This is a genomic window from Cyanobacterium sp. HL-69 (genome assembly GCA_002813895.1).
Classification (GTDB): domain Bacteria; phylum Cyanobacteriota; class Cyanobacteriia; order Cyanobacteriales; family Cyanobacteriaceae; genus Cyanobacterium.
Window position 1 is genome coordinate 1,254,365 of record CP024912.1, and the last position, 22,025, is coordinate 1,276,389.

General features: G+C 37.2%; 20 protein-coding genes. 10 read left to right on the top strand and 10 right to left on the bottom strand.

Annotated features, from left to right (window positions below; translation table 11 throughout):
* Window positions 1-16: 16 nt before the first annotated feature.
* Entirely contained in the window at window positions 17-148 is a 132-nt protein-coding gene (locus AA637_RS05715; RefSeq protein ID WP_446684255.1) for a hypothetical protein, read from the bottom strand.
* A 70-nt stretch (window positions 149-218) separates the two neighbouring features.
* Here AA637_RS05715 and AA637_RS05720 point away from each other — a divergent pair, with 70 nt between their 5' ends.
* The 3 genes from AA637_RS05720 (at window position 219) to AA637_RS05730 (ending at window position 2,246) form a co-directional block, all read left to right on the top strand.
* The gene (locus AA637_RS05720) at window positions 219-515 is read left to right on the top strand and encodes a transposase (protein ID WP_446682652.1); all 297 of its coding nucleotides are present in this window, start codon (window positions 219-221) and stop codon (window positions 513-515) included.
* Window positions 516-520: 5 nt separating this feature from the next.
* On the top strand, window positions 521-1,057 hold the full coding sequence (locus tag AA637_RS05725; RefSeq protein WP_446684532.1) for a transposase: 537 nt from the start codon (window positions 521-523) through the stop codon (window positions 1,055-1,057).
* Window positions 1,058-1,394: 337 nt separating this feature from the next.
* Complete coding sequence (locus tag AA637_RS05730; protein WP_446684256.1) at window positions 1,395-2,246, top strand: BON domain-containing protein; 852 nt, start codon at window positions 1,395-1,397, stop codon at window positions 2,244-2,246.
* 302 nt (window positions 2,247-2,548) lie between these two features.
* On the opposite strand, the gene AA637_RS05735 is transcribed toward AA637_RS05730, so the two are convergent.
* Window positions 2,549-3,424, bottom strand: a complete 876-nt coding sequence (locus AA637_RS05735) for a bile acid:sodium symporter family protein (RefSeq protein WP_446684257.1) — start codon at window positions 3,422-3,424, stop codon at window positions 2,549-2,551.
* Window positions 3,425-3,468: 44 nt separating this feature from the next.
* On the bottom strand, window positions 3,469-4,737 hold the full coding sequence (locus AA637_RS05740) for a DUF4335 domain-containing protein (protein ID WP_446684258.1): 1,269 nt from the start codon (window positions 4,735-4,737) through the stop codon (window positions 3,469-3,471).
* Window positions 4,738-4,894: 157 nt separating this feature from the next.
* On the opposite strand from AA637_RS05740, the gene thrS reads away from it, so the two are divergent.
* The 4 genes from thrS to AA637_RS05760 all read left to right on the top strand — a co-directional run bounded on the left by thrS (window position 4,895) and on the right by AA637_RS05760 (window position 9,726).
* A complete protein-coding gene (gene thrS / locus AA637_RS05745; RefSeq protein WP_446684259.1) occupies window positions 4,895-6,712 on the top strand; it encodes a threonine--tRNA ligase in 1,818 nt (605 codons plus the stop codon).
* Between the two features lie 184 nt (window positions 6,713-6,896).
* On the top strand, window positions 6,897-7,766 hold the full coding sequence (pheA, locus tag AA637_RS05750) for a prephenate dehydratase (protein ID WP_446684260.1): 870 nt from the start codon (window positions 6,897-6,899) through the stop codon (window positions 7,764-7,766).
* A gap of 88 nt (window positions 7,767-7,854) precedes the next feature.
* Entirely contained in the window at window positions 7,855-8,721 is an 867-nt protein-coding gene (locus tag AA637_RS05755; protein ID WP_446684261.1) for a shikimate dehydrogenase, read from the top strand.
* Window positions 8,722-8,778: 57 nt separating this feature from the next.
* Window positions 8,779-9,726 carry an NAD-dependent epimerase/dehydratase family protein gene (locus tag AA637_RS05760; RefSeq protein WP_446684262.1) on the top strand — a complete coding sequence of 316 codons (948 nt, stop codon included), beginning with the start codon at window positions 8,779-8,781 and terminating at the stop codon, window positions 9,724-9,726.
* Window positions 9,727-9,741: 15 nt separating this feature from the next.
* On the opposite strand, the gene AA637_RS05765 is transcribed toward AA637_RS05760, so the two are convergent.
* The gene (locus AA637_RS05765; RefSeq protein ID WP_418936000.1) at window positions 9,742-10,803 is read right to left on the bottom strand and encodes an IS4 family transposase; all 1,062 of its coding nucleotides are present in this window, start codon (window positions 10,801-10,803) and stop codon (window positions 9,742-9,744) included.
* A 292-nt stretch (window positions 10,804-11,095) separates the two neighbouring features.
* Entirely contained in the window at window positions 11,096-12,634 is a 1,539-nt protein-coding gene (locus tag AA637_RS05770) for a phytoene desaturase family protein (protein ID WP_446684263.1), read from the bottom strand.
* Between the two features lie 343 nt (window positions 12,635-12,977).
* Here AA637_RS05770 and AA637_RS05775 point away from each other — a divergent pair, with 343 nt between their 5' ends.
* Window positions 12,978-13,283: a 2Fe-2S iron-sulfur cluster-binding protein gene (locus AA637_RS05775; protein ID WP_446684264.1), complete on the top strand. Its 306-nt coding sequence runs from the start codon at window positions 12,978-12,980 to the stop codon at window positions 13,281-13,283.
* A gap of 106 nt (window positions 13,284-13,389) precedes the next feature.
* On the opposite strand, the gene AA637_RS05780 is transcribed toward AA637_RS05775, so the two are convergent.
* From AA637_RS05780 to AA637_RS05800, 5 genes are all read right to left on the bottom strand, one after another.
* Entirely contained in the window at window positions 13,390-14,589 is a 1,200-nt protein-coding gene (locus AA637_RS05780) for a CapA family protein (RefSeq protein ID WP_446684265.1), read from the bottom strand.
* A gap of 59 nt (window positions 14,590-14,648) precedes the next feature.
* Window positions 14,649-15,395, bottom strand: coding sequence for a YebC/PmpR family DNA-binding transcriptional regulator (locus tag AA637_RS05785; RefSeq protein WP_446684266.1), 747 nt, complete (start codon window positions 15,393-15,395; stop codon window positions 14,649-14,651).
* A 359-nt stretch (window positions 15,396-15,754) separates the two neighbouring features.
* The gene (locus AA637_RS05790; RefSeq protein ID WP_446684267.1) at window positions 15,755-17,065 is read right to left on the bottom strand and encodes a hypothetical protein; all 1,311 of its coding nucleotides are present in this window, start codon (window positions 17,063-17,065) and stop codon (window positions 15,755-15,757) included.
* Window positions 17,066-17,284: 219 nt separating this feature from the next.
* Window positions 17,285-18,499: a tyrosine--tRNA ligase gene (gene tyrS / locus AA637_RS05795; protein WP_446684268.1), complete on the bottom strand. Its 1,215-nt coding sequence runs from the start codon at window positions 18,497-18,499 to the stop codon at window positions 17,285-17,287.
* A gap of 125 nt (window positions 18,500-18,624) precedes the next feature.
* Window positions 18,625-19,959, bottom strand: a complete 1,335-nt coding sequence (locus tag AA637_RS05800) for a histidine phosphatase family protein (protein ID WP_446684269.1) — start codon at window positions 19,957-19,959, stop codon at window positions 18,625-18,627.
* 177 nt (window positions 19,960-20,136) lie between these two features.
* Here AA637_RS05800 and AA637_RS05805 point away from each other — a divergent pair, with 177 nt between their 5' ends.
* Both AA637_RS05805 and AA637_RS05810 read left to right on the top strand, forming a co-directional pair.
* Window positions 20,137-20,691, top strand: a complete 555-nt coding sequence (locus AA637_RS05805) for a response regulator (RefSeq protein WP_446684270.1) — start codon at window positions 20,137-20,139, stop codon at window positions 20,689-20,691.
* 256 nt (window positions 20,692-20,947) lie between these two features.
* The gene (locus tag AA637_RS05810; protein WP_446684271.1) at window positions 20,948-21,979 is read left to right on the top strand and encodes an AI-2E family transporter; all 1,032 of its coding nucleotides are present in this window, start codon (window positions 20,948-20,950) and stop codon (window positions 21,977-21,979) included.
* Window positions 21,980-22,025 lie beyond the last annotated feature (46 nt).

The window sequence follows — 22,025 nt, forward strand, 5'->3', positions numbered from 1 at the left end:
CTCTTTATTTTCACCATTAGCTACGATTAAAAAAATAACGGGCGATCGCCCTTATAACGAACATAACAATAAAGTATATAGTGGGAAGTATTGCAATTTGTGAATTATTTAATAATGTAGCAAAAGAGGCGATCGCAACGGCTAACATTTCATTAGATTTATAGAACCCATTTGGTATCTAGTAGAATATTGAGATGAAAACATAGAGAAATAGAAGGATGGCATATTCTAGCAGTCTAAGTGATGAAGAATGGGAAGTAATCAAACCTCTGTTACCAAAAAAGAAACGAACTTGTCCACCAAAGTGGTCTAAAAGACAAATTTGGGATGGTATTTTTTATCAACTCAAAAATGGCTGTAATTGGTCTGATTTACCCAAGGATTTACCGCCTTATTCTACAGTTTACTGGCATTATAAAAACTGGAAAAAAGAGGGTATCTTTGAAATGGTGATGTGTGAGCTTCATAAGCAACTAAGGGAAAAAGTAAAAAAAAATCCACTTGGACTCGATTAATAATCATTGATTCTCAAGCAGTACAAAATACTTGTAGTGCAGGAGTAGAGAGTAAAGGATTTTGTAGGTATAAACTCACCAATGGTATTAAAAGACATTTAGCAGTGGATAGTCTGGGATTTCCTTTTTTCACTTGTTGCACAAAGGCAAGTGTTTCCGATGATCGAGGATTAATCATGATGTTGAGTGAGAACATAGATTATTTTCGTGCCAAACCCATGAATGTTCATAAAATTACGATCCTCGTGGATTCGGGTTATCATCCTGATTTTATCATGAGGGAATTAGAAAAAGTTTATCCACAAATTGGAAAGAAAATTCGTATGGAAAAATCAGGCAAAATCTCTTCTGAACAAAAAAAATCAGAAGGAAAAAAAGGATTTGTGGTAGTCAAAGCAAGATGGATCATTGAAAGATCTAATGCTTGGATGGAAAGATGTAAAAATTTGGTCAAAAACTTTGAAAGAACCTTATTCAACTCCACCCAAAAAGTTAACTTATGTTTTATTCGATTACTTTTAAAAAGACTCACTGCTTCCTGAGATACCAAATGGGTTCTATAAAGAAGAATAAGAGCGAAGATAATATTCATTTATGCAATACAGGTAAGGAAACATAGGCTCAATTTCCTGTAAAAATTGCCATGGTACATTTAACAATAAAAAGCAAAGAAAAAAATAATCATCTATAATGGAGGTCTATGCAAGGTTGTTAAACTGACTCAACCAAGTAATCCCCACATTTAATAAATTCAATTTTCGGAAGGGTATTAAATTTAATAAAAAACGCAAATAATCCTTTCTGTTTTTTACCTCATCGAAAGAAAATAATAAATTAAACCGCTACAAAAAACTACTAAAAAAAATAATAGAAATAATTATGAGTATTAGAGATAATCAAGAAATTTCCAGAAAAATATATCGAGAATATACAGACACTGACGGAATTGTTCGCACCGAATACAAGGATATTAATGGCAACATTTATACAGAATATACCGATATTAACGGTAATTTTCACTCAGATCGAAAAGAGTTAATTGACGATAGATTGGTAGATGCCCATATTCAAGATGCACGAGTAGATAAAACAGTTGCACATATTGATAGGGCCGATAAAAATACCTCTAAGGGTTTACTTATTGGTGTAATTGTCACTACCATAATAGCTTTAGTAGCAGGGGTAATCTACTTTTTAAATGATGCTAATAACCCTGAACCCGTTGCTATAGTGCCGATTCCTGCAGAAACAGCTGAGCCTGAGTCGATAGAAGTTGAGGAACAAGAAGCCATCCAAACAACCGCTACGAGAACAACTCCTGAACCTTCAAGTCCAGTAACTCCTGAATCAAATAATAATCCTCCTACAACGACAACAACGAATAATAATATAACCGTCACCCCTTCAGAGTCTAATCAAAACCCTGCAGAAACAAATAATCAACCCCCCGCAGCTAACCCCACTCCCACTAACACGAGGCCTCAATCAACAGCAAATAATCCAGCCACACCTAAAAGCGATGGCGATCTTAAAAATGAGATTGTGAAAAAGTTTCAGGATAATTTAGGAGATAATCAGTTAAATGTTGAGGTAAATAATGGCGATGTAATGATATCAGGGATGTTGGAAACTCAAGCACAAGTGGAACAAATTCAACCAATACTTAAATCCGTTGAAGGAGTTAAGACAGTGAATATAATGGCTACCATCGAGCCTCAAAGGACAAATTAAATTAAGTTAAAGATTATAAAAACAATCACTTATTGAATCAAAAATTATGATGGTGCTAACTTAATATTCCTCGCCCTAAAAAAGCGAGAATTTTTATTTATTAGGGTCTGCGAAATCATCATATAATCCAGATTTAATACCAAATCCTATTTAGATGGTATATTTATTTACTTGAAATTATTGAGATTGATGATAGTTATTAGTCTACTTTTAATGTAGGATTTGGTATAATAACATTTATGATACTTTTATAAAATAATTTAAGTAGCACAACATTTAGTTGATAATATGATAATTTAGCTCTATTTATTTTCACTATTAATACGACTAAAAAAGTAACTTACCACTGCCCCTGTAACAAACATAATAATAGAATATATGGCAGGAGGTATAGCAATTTGGGGATTATTTAATAATGTAGCAGAAGTGGCGATCGCAATGGCTAAAGTTCCATTTTGCATACCAGCTTCAATAGAGATAGTAGAAGACTGCTTAAAACTTAAATTCATGCTTTTAGCAATCAAAAAACTAACAAGCAAAGTAATCACATTCAGGGCAAGGGTAGGAAAACCTGTTGCTTGAATAAAAGGGATTAAATTTTCTCGCTCCGCTAAAATAGCCCCTACCACCACCAAAGCCATAAACAAACCAGAAGCAATCTTCACAGGTTTATCAGCACGACGGGCAAAATTAGGTTTATAACTGCGAATCAGCATCCCTAAAGAGACAGGAATTAAGGTGACAACAATAATTTGTACAATAGTTTGCAACACAGGTAAAGCCACATAAGTGCGATCGCCCATAAACACTTCCATGCCATAATTGACTATAAAAGGCAAAGAAATGATAGTAATGACGCTAGACAAAGCCGTTAAACTAATAGATAAAGCCGTATCACATTTACCCAAATAAGAGTATAAATTAGAAGTCGCCCCCCCTGGACAAGCAGAAAGTAAAATAATGCCCACCGCAAACTCTGGCTGTAAATCCCAAAATCTCATCAACAAAAAAGCAATAATAGGTAATACAATTAACTGGCAAAATAACCCAATAAATATTGCCTTTGGTTCAAAAATTATTCTTTGAAAATCTTTGGGCGTAAGGGATAAACCCATACCTAACATAATGGTAATTAGGGCAATGGGTAAAAATATTTCCGTAACAAAATTGGCTTCCATTCGTTCGTTGCAAATACTTAGTCTTGAGTTAGCAAAACTATATCTTATTCCCTAAAAGTACTAACATTACCGTCTGGACCAAAAATAACCCTGATGGTGACAGACTCAGATTCACTGAGGGGAGAAATAATAGTTTCTCCTTGCAAGGGTAAAGGGGTTCTATCAATGAAAAATCCTGCGGTTTGTCCTACGGGAGTAATACGAGTTATGGCACCTTCCGAGTTAATGAGTAAACGGTATTCGATGCTTTGGGTTAAGTTTTCTGGGGGTTGCCAACGGGAGGCAAAATAATTTTTAACCTTTTCTTGGGGAGATGGAGTTGGGGCACGAGGGGTATTATCAGGAAGATTATTGCCATTATTCCCTTGAGGATTTCTAGCTTGTAAAGGAGGAATTGTCGGTAGGTTGGGACGTTCTGAGCCCAGTGGGGGAACAGGTTGAGGGGCAGGGGCTAATTCTTCGGGGGGCGGAGGAGAGGGGGGAAGGTTGTTTGTATTGTTTCTGGGAGGGGTTTGTGGCACAGTAATAGAACCTTCGTTGGAGGTTGGGGGAGAGGGTAATGAGGAATTATCCCCGTTTTCTAGGGGTGCTGGAAAGTTGGCGGGGGGTAGGGGTATATCGCCACTAGGTAGGGGCAACGGTTGTCTGCCCAAAAGGTTATCGGGTACATCGGGTAAGGAGGGGGGTAAAGAGTCTCTATCTATGGGGGTAGGGGGCAACACATCGGGAAATTCTGGGAAGGTATTTTCCGTAGCGGTTTCGGTTTCCTCTTCAATTTCTTCGGTCACAATGGTACTGTTATACCACCAAAATCCTCCAACTATTATAAGGGCGATCGCACCTATGCCCACAATACTTTTAAAAGGAGTGAAGGGGGAATAAATTTTATTTTCGCTCTCTCGGAAGTCAAGATAAAAATTTTCGAGGGCGTTGGTAAGGTCTAAAAATTGGGTATGACTCAGGGTAATGGATTGGTTATCTTCTGTTTTAATCAAATGATATAGTTGACCTTTTCCCACCACTAAAAAATCACTACTATCATCATTATCAAGCTCTTTTTCCTCAAAGTCGAGGTTTTGTAAGAATTTATCGAGGTATTGATTGATTTTTGCCCTAATTTTTTCTAGGTAAGGGCGATCGCCCCTAATAAATATTTCGTTTTCATGGGGCATTCTTGGATCATCAAAATTTAACTCAAAAGTATAGTCAGGAGCTAAATTTTGCCCTTTAAGGGGAGCAAAAGAAGGAGGATTATAAATATTGAGAGTACAAGTAGGGGGGGTATAACTTTTATATAAAGATTCTTTACTCATGATAAATAATTGATAATTAATAATTGAGAATGGATAATGAAGGAAAAATAATGATAATTATCACCATTGCCCATAGCTCAAAAAAGAATATAAACAGAGATCCCGTTAAAATAATGGGATAATAGTATTTTAGAGAATTAATATATATTTTATTTTTATGGCAGATCAATCCATAGCAGAAGTAATAAAATTACCCCGTACCAGCGAATCAGAACACCTAAAAAAAATACGCCATACCACCTCCCACATTATGGCCATGGCGGTACAAAAATTATATCCTAACGCTCAAGTAACTATCGGCCCTTGGACAGAAACGGGATTTTATTATGACTTCGATTTGCCCGAACCTTTGACAGAAAAAGATCTTAAAACCATCAAAAAAGAGATGATTAAGATTATCAAGAAAAAATTACCCATTGTCAGGGAAGTAGTCACCAGAGAAGAAGCCCAAAACCGCATCAAAGAAATTAACGAGCCTTACAAACTAGAAATCCTTGATAGTATCAAAGAAGAACCTATCACCATCTACCATTTAGCCGATGAATGGTGGGATTTATGCGCCGGGCCCCATGTGGAAACCACTGGAGATATAAACCCCAAGGCGATCGCCCTTGAATCCATTGCAGGAGCCTATTGGCGAGGAGATGCTAACAACCAACAACTCCAAAGATTATACGGCACAGCCTGGGAAACCCCCGAACAACTAGCCGAATATAAACGCCGTAAAGAAGAAGCCCTCAAAAGAGATCACCGTAAACTAGGAAAAGAACTAGGTTTATTCATTTTTTCAGATCCCGTGGGGCCTGGTTTACCCCTCTGGACTCCCAAAGGCACGTTAATTCGTTCTACCCTCGAAGACTTCCTCAAAAAAGAGCAAGTAAAAAGAGGTTATTTACCCGTAGTTACACCCCATATCGGTAGGGTTGATCTATTCAAAATTTCAGGGCATTGGCAAAACTACAAAGAAGATATGTTCCCCATGATGGCCGACAACGCCGAGGAAATGGAGAAAGAAATCGGTTTTGTCATGAAACCCATGAACTGCCCTTTCCACATCCAAATCTATAAAAGCGAACTGCGCTCCTATCGTCAACTACCCATGCGCCTAGCGGAATTTGGTACCGTGTACCGTTACGAACAATCTGGGGAATTAGGCGGACTCACAAGGGTAAGGGGCTTTACCGTAGATGACTCCCATTTATTCGTTACCCCTGATCAACTAGAATCGGAATTTTTCAGCGTAGTTGACCTGATTTTATCCGTATTCAAGAGCCTACAGTTGAAAAACTTTAAAGCCCGTCTGAGTTTCCGAGATCGAGAATCTGATAAATATATCGGTAGTCAAGAGGTATGGGATAAAGCCCAAAGTGCCATCCGTAATGCCGTTCAAAAATTGGATATGGAACACTTTGAAGCCCCCGGAGAAGCGGCTTTTTATGGGCCTAAACTCGATTTTATTTTCCAAGATGCTCTCGAACGGGAATGGCAATTGGGAACAGTACAGGTGGACTACAACCTACCCGAAAGGTTTAACCTCGAATACATCGCCCCCGATGGTTCTCGTCAGCGCCCCGTTATGATTCACCGAGCGCCCTTTGGCTCCCTAGAGCGTCTGATCGGCATCTTAATCGAAGAATATGCAGGGGATTTCCCCTTGTGGTTAGCCCCCACCCAAGCCCGTTTAATGGCGGTTAACGATGACTTTTTACCCTTTGCCCAAGAAGTATGTCAAAAAATGCTCTTAGCAGGAATTAGAGCCGAGGTTGATAGTAGCGGGGAAAGATTGGGTAAAATGATCCGTAATGCAGAAAAGGAAAAAGTTCCTATTATGGCGGTTATCGGCGGTAACGAGGTGGAAAGTAATACTCTAAGCATTCGTACCCGTGCTAACGGCGATTTAGGGGCTTTGGCTGTGGATGAGGTAATCTCGAAGATGGCTGAGGCGATTAAAAATCGTGATGCAGGAATAGAATAAATAATTGATAATGGAGAATTGATAATGGAGAATATTACTTTATCTTCAATTCGTTGTGTTTATTTATATTTTCTAAATTACTAACGTTTACTTCTCTCTGCCATAGGAGAGGGGTTGTCACTTCCAATATTTTCCATCGCCCATTCCCCACTTTAAGCATTTATCAAAAATATTCTAATTTTCTATGACAAAATTGATCGCACATTTAGGCCCTAACGGTACTTATTCTGAGGTTGCTACCTTAATTTATGCTCAAAATATAGAGGAAGAAACTGGAATAAAAACACAGTTAGTACCTTATCCCAACATTGCTCAAACTCTTTTGGCGGTGGCTGACGGGAGGGCAGATGTGGGAGTTGTGCCGGTGGAAAATTCTATCCAAGGCATTGTTTCTATGACTCTGGATAGTTTGTGGGAGTTGGATGGGTTACAGATTCAGCAGGGTTTGACTTTGCCTGTGGTGCATAATTTTTTGTCTCGGGGTAATTGTCTCAAGGGTATTAAAACTGTTTATTCCCATCCCCAAGCCCTTGCCCAGTGCCAAAAGTGGCTTGATAAACATACCCCTGAAGCTCGATTGGTGGCGGCTAATTCTACCACGGAAGCCTTACAAATAGTTAATCATGATCCCACTTCAGGGGCGATCGCCTCTTTGAGGGCTGCCCAACTCTATGATTTACCCATAAAAGAAGCCAATATCAACGATTATCCCGATAACTGTACTCGTTTTTGGGTGGTAAGTAAGGATAAAAAGGAAGATGGCGATTATGTATCCCTTGGTTTTTCCTTCGAGAAAAATAAGCCAGGGGTATTAGTAAAACCGTTACAAATTTTTGCGGAAAATAATATTAATTTAACTAGAATAGAGTCAAGACCTACAAAACGCTCTTTAGGAGAATATCTGTTTTTTATTGATTTACAGAAACATAAGTCTAAAAATGAAGTAAAAAAGGCTTTATCTGATTTATCACACCATACTAAAAAGTTGAAAATTTTTGGTAATTATGACGTTTTAAACATAGATTATTCTCAGTGTGAAAAGTTATCTATTTAAGAGCTAAAGCAAGATAAAAGAAGGGGTAATGGAGTTGGAGGCAAGGGGCTTAAGCCCCTTGTTAAAGTAAAGTAATCTAAAAAAAACTATGAAAATTACAGGTAAAACAAAAATTCTTGGTATTATCGGCAATCCCATCGAGCATTCCCTATCACCGATTATACAGAATCGGGCGATCGCCCTTTTAAACCTCGACTATATTTATGTGCCTTTCCCCGTCATGAAAAGTGATATAAAAACAGCCCTTGATGGATTTCGGGCAGTGGATATAAAAGGATTTAACGTGACAATTCCCCACAAACAAGCCGTTATACCTTTTTTAAGTCATATTACCGACACCGCCAAACTAATCGGCGCGGTGAATACCGTCTGGCAAACCCCTGATGGATGGCATGGCACAAATACGGATATTGATGGCTTTATCGCCCCCCTGAAAACTTTAAACCGCAGTTGGGCAGATATTACCCCCATCGTCTTGGGCAATGGTGGCGCTTCGAGAGCGGTAATTGTTGGTTGCGCCCAGTTGGGTTGTAAGGAAATTAAAGTTGTAGGGCGTAATTTAGATAAACTGAAGGAATTTCAAAGCAGTTGGGATTATGAACTTTTACAAGCAAAGATAACCATTCACCCATGGGATGAATTGACCGAAATTTTGCCCCAGAGTGATTTAATCGTTAATACCACTCCCCTTGGGATGTCTCCCCATACCGATAAATCTCCTCTAAATAATGAACAAATTTCTTTATTAAAACTAGGGGCGATCGTCTATGATTTGATCTATACCCCCCGTCCTACCCTTTTATTGCAACAAGCCCAAAAACAAGGGGCAACCATTATCAATGGTACGGAAATGTTAGTGCAACAGGGCGCCGTCGGCTTTGAAATTTGGACAGAAAAAAAAGCCCCTGTGGATGTGATGCGTGATGCCCTTCTCAATTTTTTGCCACAAAATTAACCCTATATCGGTACAATAAACAAGAGTTATCGAGAAACAAGTAAAAAACCTATCATAATGCGCATATTCGTTACTGGGGCTAGTGGTTGTATTGGTCATTATATGGCGGAATCTTTGATCAAAGAAACAAATCACGAACTTTATTTTTTAGTCAGAAATCCCGACAAACTACAATTTGACTATAACTATCGTCCCGGCATCAATATTTTAAAAGGAAACCTCGAAAACATCCTTGATTATCAAGATATTCTTAGCACTATTAACGTTGCCATCCTCACCGCTACTTGTTGGGGTGGTGAAAAAGAATCTTATGCAGTAAACGTAGAAGCTAATATTAACCTGATAAATGTCCTTAGTGCCGAACATTGTCAGCGAATCATTTACTTCTCCACTGCCAGTATTTTAGATCGTAATAATCAATTATTAACCGAAGCGGGGGAAATTGGTACGGACTATATTCGCACTAAATACCAGTGTTTTGTAAAATTAGCAGATTTGGCACTGTGCGATCGCATTATAACCGTATATCCTACCCTTGTGTTTGGGGGCGCTGATGATAAACCCTATTCTCATTTATCAGGGGGCTTAAAAGATATTCTTAAATGGATGGGGTTAATTCGTTGGTTTAATGCCGATGGTAGTTTTCACTTTATCCATGGGCAAGACATCGCCATGGTTATTAGTTATTTAGTAGAAAATGGCGATAAATTAGATCCTATTTATAACAATAAATTGGTTTTAGGTAACGAACCTTTAACCGCCAGTCAGGCCATAAAAACTATTTGTAAAAAGATTAATAAAAAAGTTTATTTTCAGATACCATTGCCCATTTGGTTAGCAAATATTTTTATCAAAGTATTTCGCATTCAGATGGCAGACTGGGATTATTTTTGTCTAAATTATCGTCATTTTACCTACTCTCAAGCCGTCAACCCTAACACTTTTTCCCTCCCTAGTTATGCTCCCAATTTAGATAAACTTTTAGATAGAACCATTGATAATTGATAATAACTTTTTTATCTAAGTACAGGACAAAAAATTTAAACATCTTATAAATTCATTCTGTTTTAGATCGATGTCAAGAAAGATCATTCTTAGATGGTCGAGTCCATAACGAAAAATACTTTTTACTCGCCGACCATGTTTTTTGATTTTTAATGGTATCTGTTCATGTAACCATTCTCCTATTAAAATTGCCCAACACAGAGCTAAACTCATTAATGTGAACAATTTACTTAGTCTTTCTGGCTGATTAAAATGAGTAGATTCTAAATGAAATCCTCTGGTTTTAAACATCCCGAATAGTGTTTCAATGCCCCATCGATGAGCGTAATCAGCAATTGCACTCTTCCCAGAGTCATTGCTAATTACAATTAGTAACTCCCCATCTTCTAAACGTAAAGCAGACACATAAACTTGTCTTCCCCAAACCCAACGTTTACCTGAAAGAGTTTGAGATTCCCCCATTCGAAGATGAGCAAAAAGAATTGATGAGGCCAGACTTTTTTGCCCATCACCAATCTTATGATCTGCTTTAATCCTCAAACGAAAAGGAATTTGAGGTTCAATCATTAGATAAGTCAACCATTCCTTACCGATAAACTCTCTATCACCACAAATATAGGATACTTGAGCTGTGGGAAAAATCTCCCAGAATTGATCCAATAAATCCATTCTTTCACAACTGTTAGAATTACCTTTCTTTTCTAACATTGTCCAAGTGATGGGAAAAGCAACACCCTTATGAACAATACCCAAAACAAAAATATTAAAACAAGTAGAGCCAAAACACCATTGTGTTCGGTCAATACTTAAAACCCATGGTTGAGGTATATTCATCAAGGAAACTATGGTTTTAGCAATTAGACTCAAATCAAGGTTAAAATTAGCAAAAAATCGTTGAAGTCTCTTATAGCTCGATTCTGGTTTAGCACAGGTACGAAAAGCTAAGGAAAGACTTGTTAAATCAACGGTTCGCACACGAATCAATGCCATCAAAAATAATGCTAGAAAATTTAGTCTTGCACCGTGCCATGGTAAATGTTTTTTCAAACTATCACGAAGTAAGTTAACCTGATTCATAGGAGGATTTGTTTGATTTTTTGTTAATTTCTATCAAACCTCCTACCTTCTAATATTGCAACCCCTCTTTTTATTTTTTTGTCCTGTACTGAGCTTTTTTATATACTTCAATATTTAATATTAGGTGGGAAAATCTGCAAAATATTATATTTTTGATAACGGATTACTCAAAGTTTAAATAATTCATTACACGATGTAAAAATTGACAAGATATTATCTTTTTAATGGCAGACTACCCAAAATCAATAATTACACAGTGATTAAATAAAATTTCATTATCAATTATCCACTATCAATTGTTTAACACTTGTAAATGTTGCCACACAGAAGCGAGGGTATTAGCAGTAATCATGCCACTGGCGGCCACCGCAGGTACACCTATGCCGGGGAAGGTGGAGTCACCACAACAGTATAAATTATTTATGGGAGTAGTAGAGCCGGGGAATAAACCCTCATCGGCATTCCATGCCGCCCCATAGGTGCCTCGATAACGCCTTAAATATCGTTGGTGGGTTAGGGGTGTGCCTATCAAAGTTACTTCGCATCTTTCCCTAATATCGGGGATAAATCTTTCTAAAGCTGACCACATAACGTGCGATCGCACTTTTTTCAACTCATTATACTCATCACTATTACGACTCAACCCAGCCCACAAGGAATAAGGCTCAGTAGCAGGGGTATAAACATGAATAGAATGCTTACCTTCAGGGGCCAAACTAGCATCAAGTAAAGAAGGAATCGACACCGCCACCACATTTTGCTCCGCAGTAACTCCCCGATGCCAATCATTAACAATCATATGATGACAAGGCAAATCCTCAGGTAAACCAGCCCCATCAATGCCCAGATGTAAGTGCATAAAACTATCATTCATTGGTGTTTTTTCAACCCCCTGCACAAAATCCTTTGGCAATACCCCCTCGCCGATTAAAGGGATAGTATCCCAAATCGAAGCATTAGAAATCACAGCCTTCCTTGCCCTAATAGTTTTTCCGTTACGCAACACAACCCCCACAGCCCGATTATTTTCCACCATAATCTCCTGCACATGGCTAGATAACCATAACTGCCCCCCATGCTTTTCCATACCCCTTACCAAAGCATTAACCATCGCCTCGCTACCTCCCACAGGATAATCCAACACCACATCAGGGCGATACCACTCCGCAAACATAAAAGCCATTTCCGCCGCCGAAGTGCCATGGGCAGGTAAACCCGACAACATAAAAGAAAGTAAATCTAACCAGTTACGAATAAACTTATCCGTTACCACCTCATCCATAATTTTGCCAAAACTGCCCGTTAATTTCCCCGCCGAAAACACATAGGGAAGCATGGATACCGCATAGGGTGCGAGGGTAAAAATAGCTCCCAAATCATAACGAAAAGCCCCAGGCGGAATTGCCGTAGATGCTTTGCCCAAAGGCTTCATTACCTCCTGTAACCTACGCCATTGCCTACCTGCATCCTCCCCCCGTAGATTCAGCAACAATTTATAAAAATCATCAGCGCCCACTGCCACATCAAAATAACCCTCGGGCAACCAACAGCCCCAATTGTTATAATTTTTCCACTCCACATCTTCCCCAATGATGTCGAAAACCTGACGTAGTGGATTAGTCGAAGGGGAATAAGACAATCCCGAATATAAAGAAGGCCCAGAATCAAACTTAAAACCCTTATACTCAAAACCATGGGCAGCGCCCCCCGGCAAGTTATGACTTTCACAAACAATGACGTTATAACCATACTTTGCTAACATTGCCCCACAACATAAACCCCCTAAACCACTACCGATAATTACAATATCCGTTTGCTGTTGATTTGCCATGATGAGTGTGAATGTAAAGATTATTTAATAATTTCAGCATAATAGATTATTGATTATCCTTAAAGATTTACTATATGAATAAGCTCAAATTTATCTGATAAAAAATCAGACTCTTAGAACCTGTTTAGGAAGGATTAACTTTTTCTTTCTCTTTATTGACTACAATAAGGGTTAGTGTGAAATAAACTCCTTTAAGCAAAAAATCAGTCATTTTATCTCATATACATTATGAGCATAGATCAATAACAAATATTATTTATGATATTTTTTTTGTTTATTCAGTGGTCAAAAGAGTTTTTTTTGAGTTGTTTTTAATATTTATCTAGTTCAATTTTTTATAAAAATGTCCAACAGTTATAAAGTTCATTTAGTTAACGAACAATTAGGAATTGATACCGTCATTGATGTAATGCCAGACGAGTATATTTTGGATGCGGCGGAAAGACAAGGTTTTAATTTGCCCTATTCCTGTCGGGCTGGGGTGTGTGTAAGTTGTACTGGAAAGTTAACAGAAGGTACAGTTGATCATGATTATGACTTTTTAAAGCAAAAAGAAATTGAGGCAGGATTTTTCCTTACTTGTAAAGCCTATGCTACTTCTAATTGCACCGTGATAACCCATCAAGAAGATGCTTTATTAGATTTATAATAATTCTATTTTTTCGTGGTGGAATATTTGGTTTAAATTTTCTCTTTCTCCCCTTTTTAGGGGAGATTCCGAAGGCAGAGGAGTTGCCTTTATCTATGTTATATCTTTAATAAGGTAAATTGACATATACTCCCCTAATGTGAGGGCTGACATCTTCTTGCCATTCAGGGCTATTAATAGGTTGCCAAGTAAAGTTACTGGTAGGTATAGTAGAGGGATTTGGTGAGCCTTCAAAGGTGGCAGATGCACTATTTACCCGTAACGGTATTCCCTGCACTTGTCTGATTTCAAAAGTATCAGCATCTATCAAAACTCTCCCTATCATATCTTGTCCCCTTGCCCGAAGGTTGGGGTGAATGAAGTTTCCTAAACTTTGAAACATGATTCCCTGTTTTTCTGATGGTTTGTTTACGATGGTGACGGGGCGCCATACATGGGGGCCATGACCAAAGACTATATCTCCGTTATACTCACGGATAAAGCTGCTTCCTAGGTTAACTAATTGTTGTTGGGTTTGATTATTCCAACTGTGAAGGGATAAAATTCTGATGTCTGCATGGGCATCTCGGAGCGATCGCAATATAGCGTCTCGATCACTAATACAGGTAATATTATTACAAGCTCCCCCCAAGTATAAACTAGCAAAAGCAACCCTCACACTACGCCCTTTTATCTCCATGGTTTGCACCACCGCCACATTTTTCTCTTGGGGTTTGCCCACCCCATGCCATAACCAATTAGCCTCGAGGTTTTGAGTTAAATTTGCCATCTGAGAAGCCGTCATTAATGCCCCATCCAAACCGTTTTCTCCCCTTGGGCAATCCCAACTATGATTATTAGCTAAACCAATTAAATTAAAGCCTTTCTCATAGGCTTGGGCAAGGTTTTCTGGATGGGATACGAAGGTAAAAGAATTTTGGTTAGGAGTACCCCTAAAAGTATTACAGCGAATGCCTACCACACTTTCCCAATTGAGAAAAGATAAATCTCCTCGGTAAGATTTCCCTGTGGCATCAAGACCATCTAATCTTACTCCAAAATTGGCTGGTAGTCCATCCCCTAAGTTACTGTCGGGGGAAGGGGGTTGACGATAGGTTAATGCCATGCCAGAGTCTCCCATGCCTCTTATATCGATAAAATTATCTGCTTTTGTACTATCTAGGGGTATGGGGGCAAGATTTTTTTTGGGATTTTGAGCGAATACATCGGTTTGATTGATATTGGGTTTGACAGACTCTGCTTTTACGTTACTACTAAAGCTACTAAATAATAAAGCAATACAGATAAAAGAAAATTTTTTAATCATCTTAGTGAGGTATTTTTTTGAAGCAAAATATCCCTTATTCTAAGCAAAATTTTCGATAATTATTCATCATCAATTAATTCAAAATTAGCGGTCACATTTTGGATATCATCTAGGGATTCTAAAGCATCCATTAATCTTAATAAATATTTCGTTTGTTCGGGATCATTTATCTCTACAAAATTATTAGGTATCCAACGTAATTCTGCTTCTTTGACTAAAAAATTATCCCTTAATTGTTGATTAAGATTTTCTAAATTAGCTACTTCAGTAAAAATTTCTGCCCCTTGATAATCTTCCTCGTCAATGATTTCATAACTTTGGGCATCAGCTTCGAGGGATACTTCTAATAGTTTATCCTCGTCAATTTCTCCTTCCAATAGTACCACCCCTTTATGGTCAAACATCCAACTCACACAACCCGTTTCCCCTAAGTTGCCCCCGTTTTTACTAAAGGCTTCTCTCACATCCGCTGCGGTGCGATTACGATTATCGGTTAGGGCTTCAATTAGTACCGCAACGCCCCCAATGCCATACCCTTCGTAGCGGATTTCCTCTAGGTTGGCTTCGCCATCATTATAAGTACCAGCACCCTTGGCGATCGCCCTTTCAATGTTATCATTAGGTATCCCTGCTGCCTTGGCTTTTTCTACCGCCGTGCGTAGCTGAAAATTACCATCAATATCAGCAATGCCGTTACGGGCTGCCACAATAATCGCCCGAGAAAGTTGGGTAAAAGTCTTACCCTTTTTTGCATCTACCCTTGCCTTTTGTCTTTTGATATTTGCCCACTTACTATGCCCTGCCATAACTATTTAACTATTAATTTGAATAACATTAAAAATGGATAATTAACTATTAAAAATATTATTTCATATATTATTCATCTTTCAAACTAGAATAATAATCTTGACTGTTTAATTTTAAAATCAATAAAAAGTCAAAATATTATTAGCTAAAATTCTGATAAATAGGAAAGGTAAAATTTAAAATAGTTAAGCACTTTAAGTAAAATTATTATTAACGCACCACAATTAATTTTATCAATTAATGGTAAATAGGTTGGTGAAATTAATTATAGATTTTATTTCACTCAGACTTTTATAAAGAAGGGCAAGGGGCTTATGTTCCTTATTATTCCTTGCCCAAATCGATTTAATTATAGATGCTACTCGAGTGTCTCATCACCATTAGAAACTACCTCCATTTCCTGATCGTCAACGGGTGGCACATCAATAATTTCTTCGGTAATAATTTCCTCTAAAGATTTATTTTCTTTTTCTGGATTAACTTCATTCTCTTCACTTAAAACATTATCAATTATTTCATCAACAAAATCCTCTACTTCTGTATTTTCTTCCCCTAATGTTTCCTCCTCAGAAATAGCATTATCTTCCTTTGAAACTGTATGTTTCTCTTCTACTTTTTCATCTTCAACCTGTCCCTGTTCAATTATAGAATTAGCTTCATCCTCTTTACCTTTTACTTTCTCCGAAATAGGTTCATCTTTTGCAATGTTTTGTTCAACAATTTCATCCTCTTCTACTATAGATTCAGGAGATGGAACATAAGAAGGAATAGTAATAACTTTTGCCTTATTTAAACTAATTTTATCGGTCATTAATTTAGATAAAGTATCCTTAATTTTAGTATCATAATTAATTACTCTTACAGTGCTATTAAAAGAGTTTTTAATCACATCACCACGGTCATCAATAAACTCTAATTTTACCCAGTTTTCCCCCTTATTAAAACCAGTTAAATAAATAGGTTGCCATGTATCTAATAAAAAAGTTTCCCCATTGACAGTTACCCGAATACGCCAATCTTGAATACCATCATCCTGACTTTCTTGGGCTACTAGGTGTAAAGGGGCGTTGGTAAGATAAAAGTCAAGCATAATAGGCTCTGCACCATAGTTTCCTTGGGGACGACTGTAGGTTAAGAGGGGTTGACTACCAGAGGGGTTATTGTCTTCTGTGGGGGTAAAAACATGGAAGGTAGTTTGGGCATAGGCCTCTGAATTTTTAAAACTTTCATGCCATGGGCGAGAAGCAAAAACCCTAATGGTATGGGTGCCGGGGGCTAAATCAGACAAAATTAGAGGCTCATCGATATTATATACGGCTTGATAGGGTTGATCATCAAGGAAAAAGTGTAAATGGGGCCCCATCTGCAATTCTTCATTTTTAAAAATATCTAACCCGTTTATTTCTAGTTTTACCTCAGCGGTAGTGGTGGAAAGAATTTGGTCATTACTAGGGCTAATGATACTAACTTGGGGTTGTTTTGAGAGGAAAGTTTTGTTTAATTCTTGAATTAATTTTGGGGGGGCAACCTCGGCTATATTATCAACTTTGGGAATGGGAGCATTGTTGGTGTTAAATGCTTGGACGCTATCAATAGTATCGTTACAACTGCTGAGCATGATACTGAGGAAAAAAATGATCAAGCAGGATAATATTTTTTTAATAACCATATTCCATATATATATTAGTCTTCGCTTCTATAATAATGCCCTGTTTACCATGTAGCGAAAATTTTACTTTTTTTTCATTAACTAGAATTCTTCGCCAATCTATCGTTAAGATTAACGATAATTTAAGTTTTTTGATAGAAAATATTTATTTTACTTAAAGCAAAAAATAATAATAATTCTTGTTTTATAGGGACTTAGAATATTGTGTCCCTATGTTTTTTATTTAACTAAACGAATAAACTTTTTCTTACCTACTTGTAAAATTTTGTTTTCCAAATCTTGGCTATTTTCTACTGTTAAATTAGGGTCAGAAATGCGATCGCCCTCTAGGCGTACACTACCCCCCTGAATCTGTCTTCTACCATCACCGCTACTACTTACCAACCCAGCAGCATTAAGGATATAAAACAACTTAGCAGGGAATTCTACCGAACTAAGGGAAAACTCAGGCACTGCTTCGGCGTTCGCCATATTTTGCTGTTTTACCAAGTCCACTGCCGTTTTTTGAGCCGCTAAAGCCGACTCCCTGCCGTGATATTGAGCCACAATTTCCACCGCCAACATTTTTTGTGCCTCCCGTGGATTTTCTGGAATATCACTCAAAGATAAATCTGTCAACAACTCAAAATAATTTTGTAACAAAGAATCAGGGGTTTTTTCCAACTTAGAATACATCGATAAAGCATCCTCCTTTAAACCCACATAATTATTTAAAGATTTAGACATCTTTTGCTCCCCATCCGTACCAATTAAAATCGGTAAAAGTACCCCAAACTGAGGTTTTTTACCAAAATATTTTTGCAAATCGCGACCCACTGCAATGTTAAACTTTTGATCAGTACCCCCCAATTCCACATCCGCATCCACCGCCACAGAATCATAACCCTGCATCAAAGGATATAAAAACTCATGGAGATAGATAGGAGTTTCTTGGGTATAACGATTATTAAAACCCTCTTTTGCCAACATCTGCTGTACCGTCATAGTAGCCAAAAGCTCTTGAATTTTGCCCAAATCAAGGCCAGAAAGCCACTCCGAATTGTAACGAATCTCCAAACGCCCGGAAGTATCAAAATCAAGGATAGGGCGTAATTGATTGAGGTAAGTTTCCGCATTTTCCTTCACCTGCTGAGGAGTTAACTGCTTTCTTACCTTATCTTTTCCCGTAGGATCTCCAATTTGAGCGGTAAAATCCCCTATAATTACAACGGCGGTATGTCCTTGATCTTGAAAAGCCCTTAACTTACGAAAAGGGATACTATGTCCTAAGTGTAGATCCGTTCCTGTGGGATCAATCCCTAATTTTACCCGCAAAGGATTACTAGATTTTAAACATAATTGTTCTAAATTATCATCCATAGAATCAGAATCAGGTTGATTAGGAAAAACATCACTAACCCCCCGATGTAACCACAAAAAATTATCAGTCGTCATTATCTATATATTTTTTCTATAAAATTTCTACACTTCAAAACTCATATAAATTGGGCTTTGTTACCTCCACCCAACTTACCAATTATCGATTAATTGTCAATTATCCATTATCAATTATCAATTAATTACAGCGCCCCTGCCGCCGTTTGATCAAAAACACCCCCCAAATGGTTAGTTAAATTAACAGCCTGTAAAACAGGCATACCATCAACCCCTTGAGGATAATCCACCACCGTCACAGCGCCATTACCCTGCTTAATATTCCAGAAATTACTCGCCTGTAAACCCAAAAGATAACAAATAATCACCTTATTAATAGCATCATGGGCAACGACAATTCCTGTCTTACTCTGACTAGCATCTAAATTTTCCCTAACAACTTCTTGCCAAGCCTCAATAGCCCTATCCCATACCTGTTGTAAATTTTCTCCTTCAGGCATCTGCACCGTTTCAGGCTTATCCTTCCACTCTTGTAATAAGCCAGGATAATCCGCCTCAATTTCGGCTTCTAGTTTTCCTTCCCATAAACCATGGGAAATTTCCTCAAGATCTTTTTTAGTACTTAAATTAACATCAGGGTGGTGTTGTAAAATAATTTCCGCAGTTTCCTTGGGGCGAGAAAGAGGGCTAGTCACCCCAAAATCAATGGATACATCCTTGAGAAACTCCCCAGCTTTTTGGGCTTGTTTTTTACCATTCTCATTAAGAGGAATATCCTTAACCCCTTGGAAACGAGACATTCTATTCCATTCCGTTTCCCCATGACGTACCAACAACAAACGTAAAACCGCACCTTCTTGGGGACGAAAATCAGGAATAGGAGTACCCAAATGGGCAGTTTGATTTAAAGATTCTAATTGAACAGGATCTCCAAAATTACCTGTAAAATTAAGAACATTAATACAACAATTAGACTGCTGAATACTGTGATAATGACTAGCAGGAATACCCAAGGCACTCATTAATAAACAACGGTTAATGCCATTATGTGCCGCAATAAAAATAGTTTCTCCTTGATGCTTGGGAATAATCACTCGCCAAAATTCTTGGGCTTGAGCATATAAATTCAATACAGGATAAAACTCCTTCCCATCAACCTCCATTTTCAACTCATGGGGTTTTTCTTTCCAAGTTTTATATTCTTCGGGAAATTGTTGTTTAACATCTTCCTTTTTCCATTTTTCCCAAAGGGGTAGATTAATCTCTTTTAATTTTTCTAATACAGTCAAACTGGGATTATGTTCATTGGCTTCCCTAATAATATTAGCGGTTTCGGTTGCTCTTTGGAGGGGGCTACTATAAAAACCGGCAAAATTAACTTTACTAAGAGTTTGTCCTAGTAATTCAGCTTGTTTACGTCCTTTTTCTGTGATGACTGATTCATCACAGCGCCCCTGAATCATCCTTTGTGCATTGTAGCTACTTTGCCCATGACGAACTATGATTACACGAGTAGTCATTACTATATTATTTTATGTATATTGAATAGGTTGATTGTTAGTCAGTGGCTATTATATAGCAAGGACAACCACGGTAAAAGTTAAATGCTCAAGGATTTAATTGTGTTTTGTCGCTCTGGTTTTTGATAAACTTAATAAAGTTTGAACATAGCTATCAAAAAAAGGAGTTCAGTTATTGTGGCAAATCGTACAATTTTAGTCATTGATGACAGTATGGTAATTAGACGTACTGTAAAGGATATGTTACCTCCAGGAAAGTTTGATGTGGTTGAGGCAAAGGATGGTTTACAGGGTATGGAATTGTTAAAAACCACGAAGCCTCAAATAATTATGTTAGATTTTTTCTTACCTAAAATGAGTGGTTGGGATGTGTATCAAGAAATTCAAAAAAACCCTCATTTCAGAGCAATTCCTCTTTTGTTAATGTCTGGAAGAAAGGACGAAGTAACTGACAAAATTCCTGAACCTTTTGAATATTTTGCCTTTTTAGAAAAACCTTTCGACCAAAAACAGTTGGTACAAGGTATTCGGGATTCCATGGAAAGATCTAAAAAATTGGCTCAAGTATTGCAACAGTCAGCACCTCAAAAGTCTTCCACTGCAACGGATTCTGGGGATGATGCAGATACAGCCCAATTAAATGCACGAGTTGCCCATTTAGAAGCGGAAGTCGATAAGTTGAAAAAACAAATTAATCAGTTAGTAGGATTTATTAAGAAAAAATTAAGCTAATTTTTCATCTGATTTGATGATATTGTGTTTGACGATGTTTAATTTTATTCACCCTAACAATGACTTTTAATAACTCCTTTTTTTTCATTCTGAAGGTATTTGTAATTTCTGGGATAATCTCATTTATTATTAAATATGTTCTCAGTAATTTCGATTTACTTAGTCAAACACAGTTCGCTTTACCCATAGTTTTTGTCCCTACTATCGTCGTATTTTTGCTTTTAGTTTATCGAACTATAAATAAAGGTTAATAGCCATGAATTTTGCAAAATGGGTAAGTTTTTCCCTTGTTATTATTTTAATTTATATTATTTGGCAGGTTAAACAATTACTCTTGTTGGCATTAACCGCAATAGTTTTGGCAATTAGTCTTAATATTTTGATAATTCAAATGGGACGTTTTGGCTTAAAAAGAAAATATGCTGTCCCTTTATCTATTTTTTGTTTATTAGGAACTATTTTTTTATTTGGTAGTTTGGTTGTCCCTTCTTTAATTACTCAATTTGAGGAGTTATCTAAGTTAGTTCCAAAGGGAATTGATAAGTTAATATTAGAGTTAAATAATTTAAGAGATAGTCTTTCTTTAGATGTTGTTAATGCTTTACCTAATTTAGACCAGCTTTTATCTCAATTACAACCCATTTTAAATGAGTTAATAAGTAGAGGGTTTAATTTTGTTTCAGGATTTTTAGGGATTTTATTAAGTAGTTTGTTATTGTTAGCTTTAACTTTAATGATCTTGGTAGAGCCTCTTCCTTATCGTAATGGTTTTATTCGTTTATTTCCTCAATTTTATCGTCATCGTATGGATAAAATTTTGATCTATTGCGAGAATGATTTACAGGAGTGGTTAACGGATACTTTAATTAGAATTTTTAGTGCTATTATTTTAAGTTCTTTTGTGCTATTTATTTTTGGTATTCCCCTTGTTTGGGTTCAAGGTTTTTTGGCTGGTTTTTTGGTTTTAATTCCCTATGTTGGCCCTAGCATTAGTGTAATTTCTCCCATGGCGATCGCATTTATAACATCATCATGGAAACCATGGTTTATCCTAATATTTTATATTATCATCTATCAAATAATTGAATATACAATTTTACCTAAAGTAAGAAAACATAGAGTTATATTATCTCCTGCAAATGTCATTATTGGAGAGGTTTTTTTTGGCAGTTTGTTAGGTATATTGGGTTTATTTTTAGCCTTACCCCTCACCATTATTTCTCAAATTTTTGTCAAAGAAATTTTAATCAAAGATATTTTAGATAAAATTAATCACTCAGATTCTTAAGCCATTAAGTCAAAATAATTACTCACCCCCATCACTACAAGTTTTC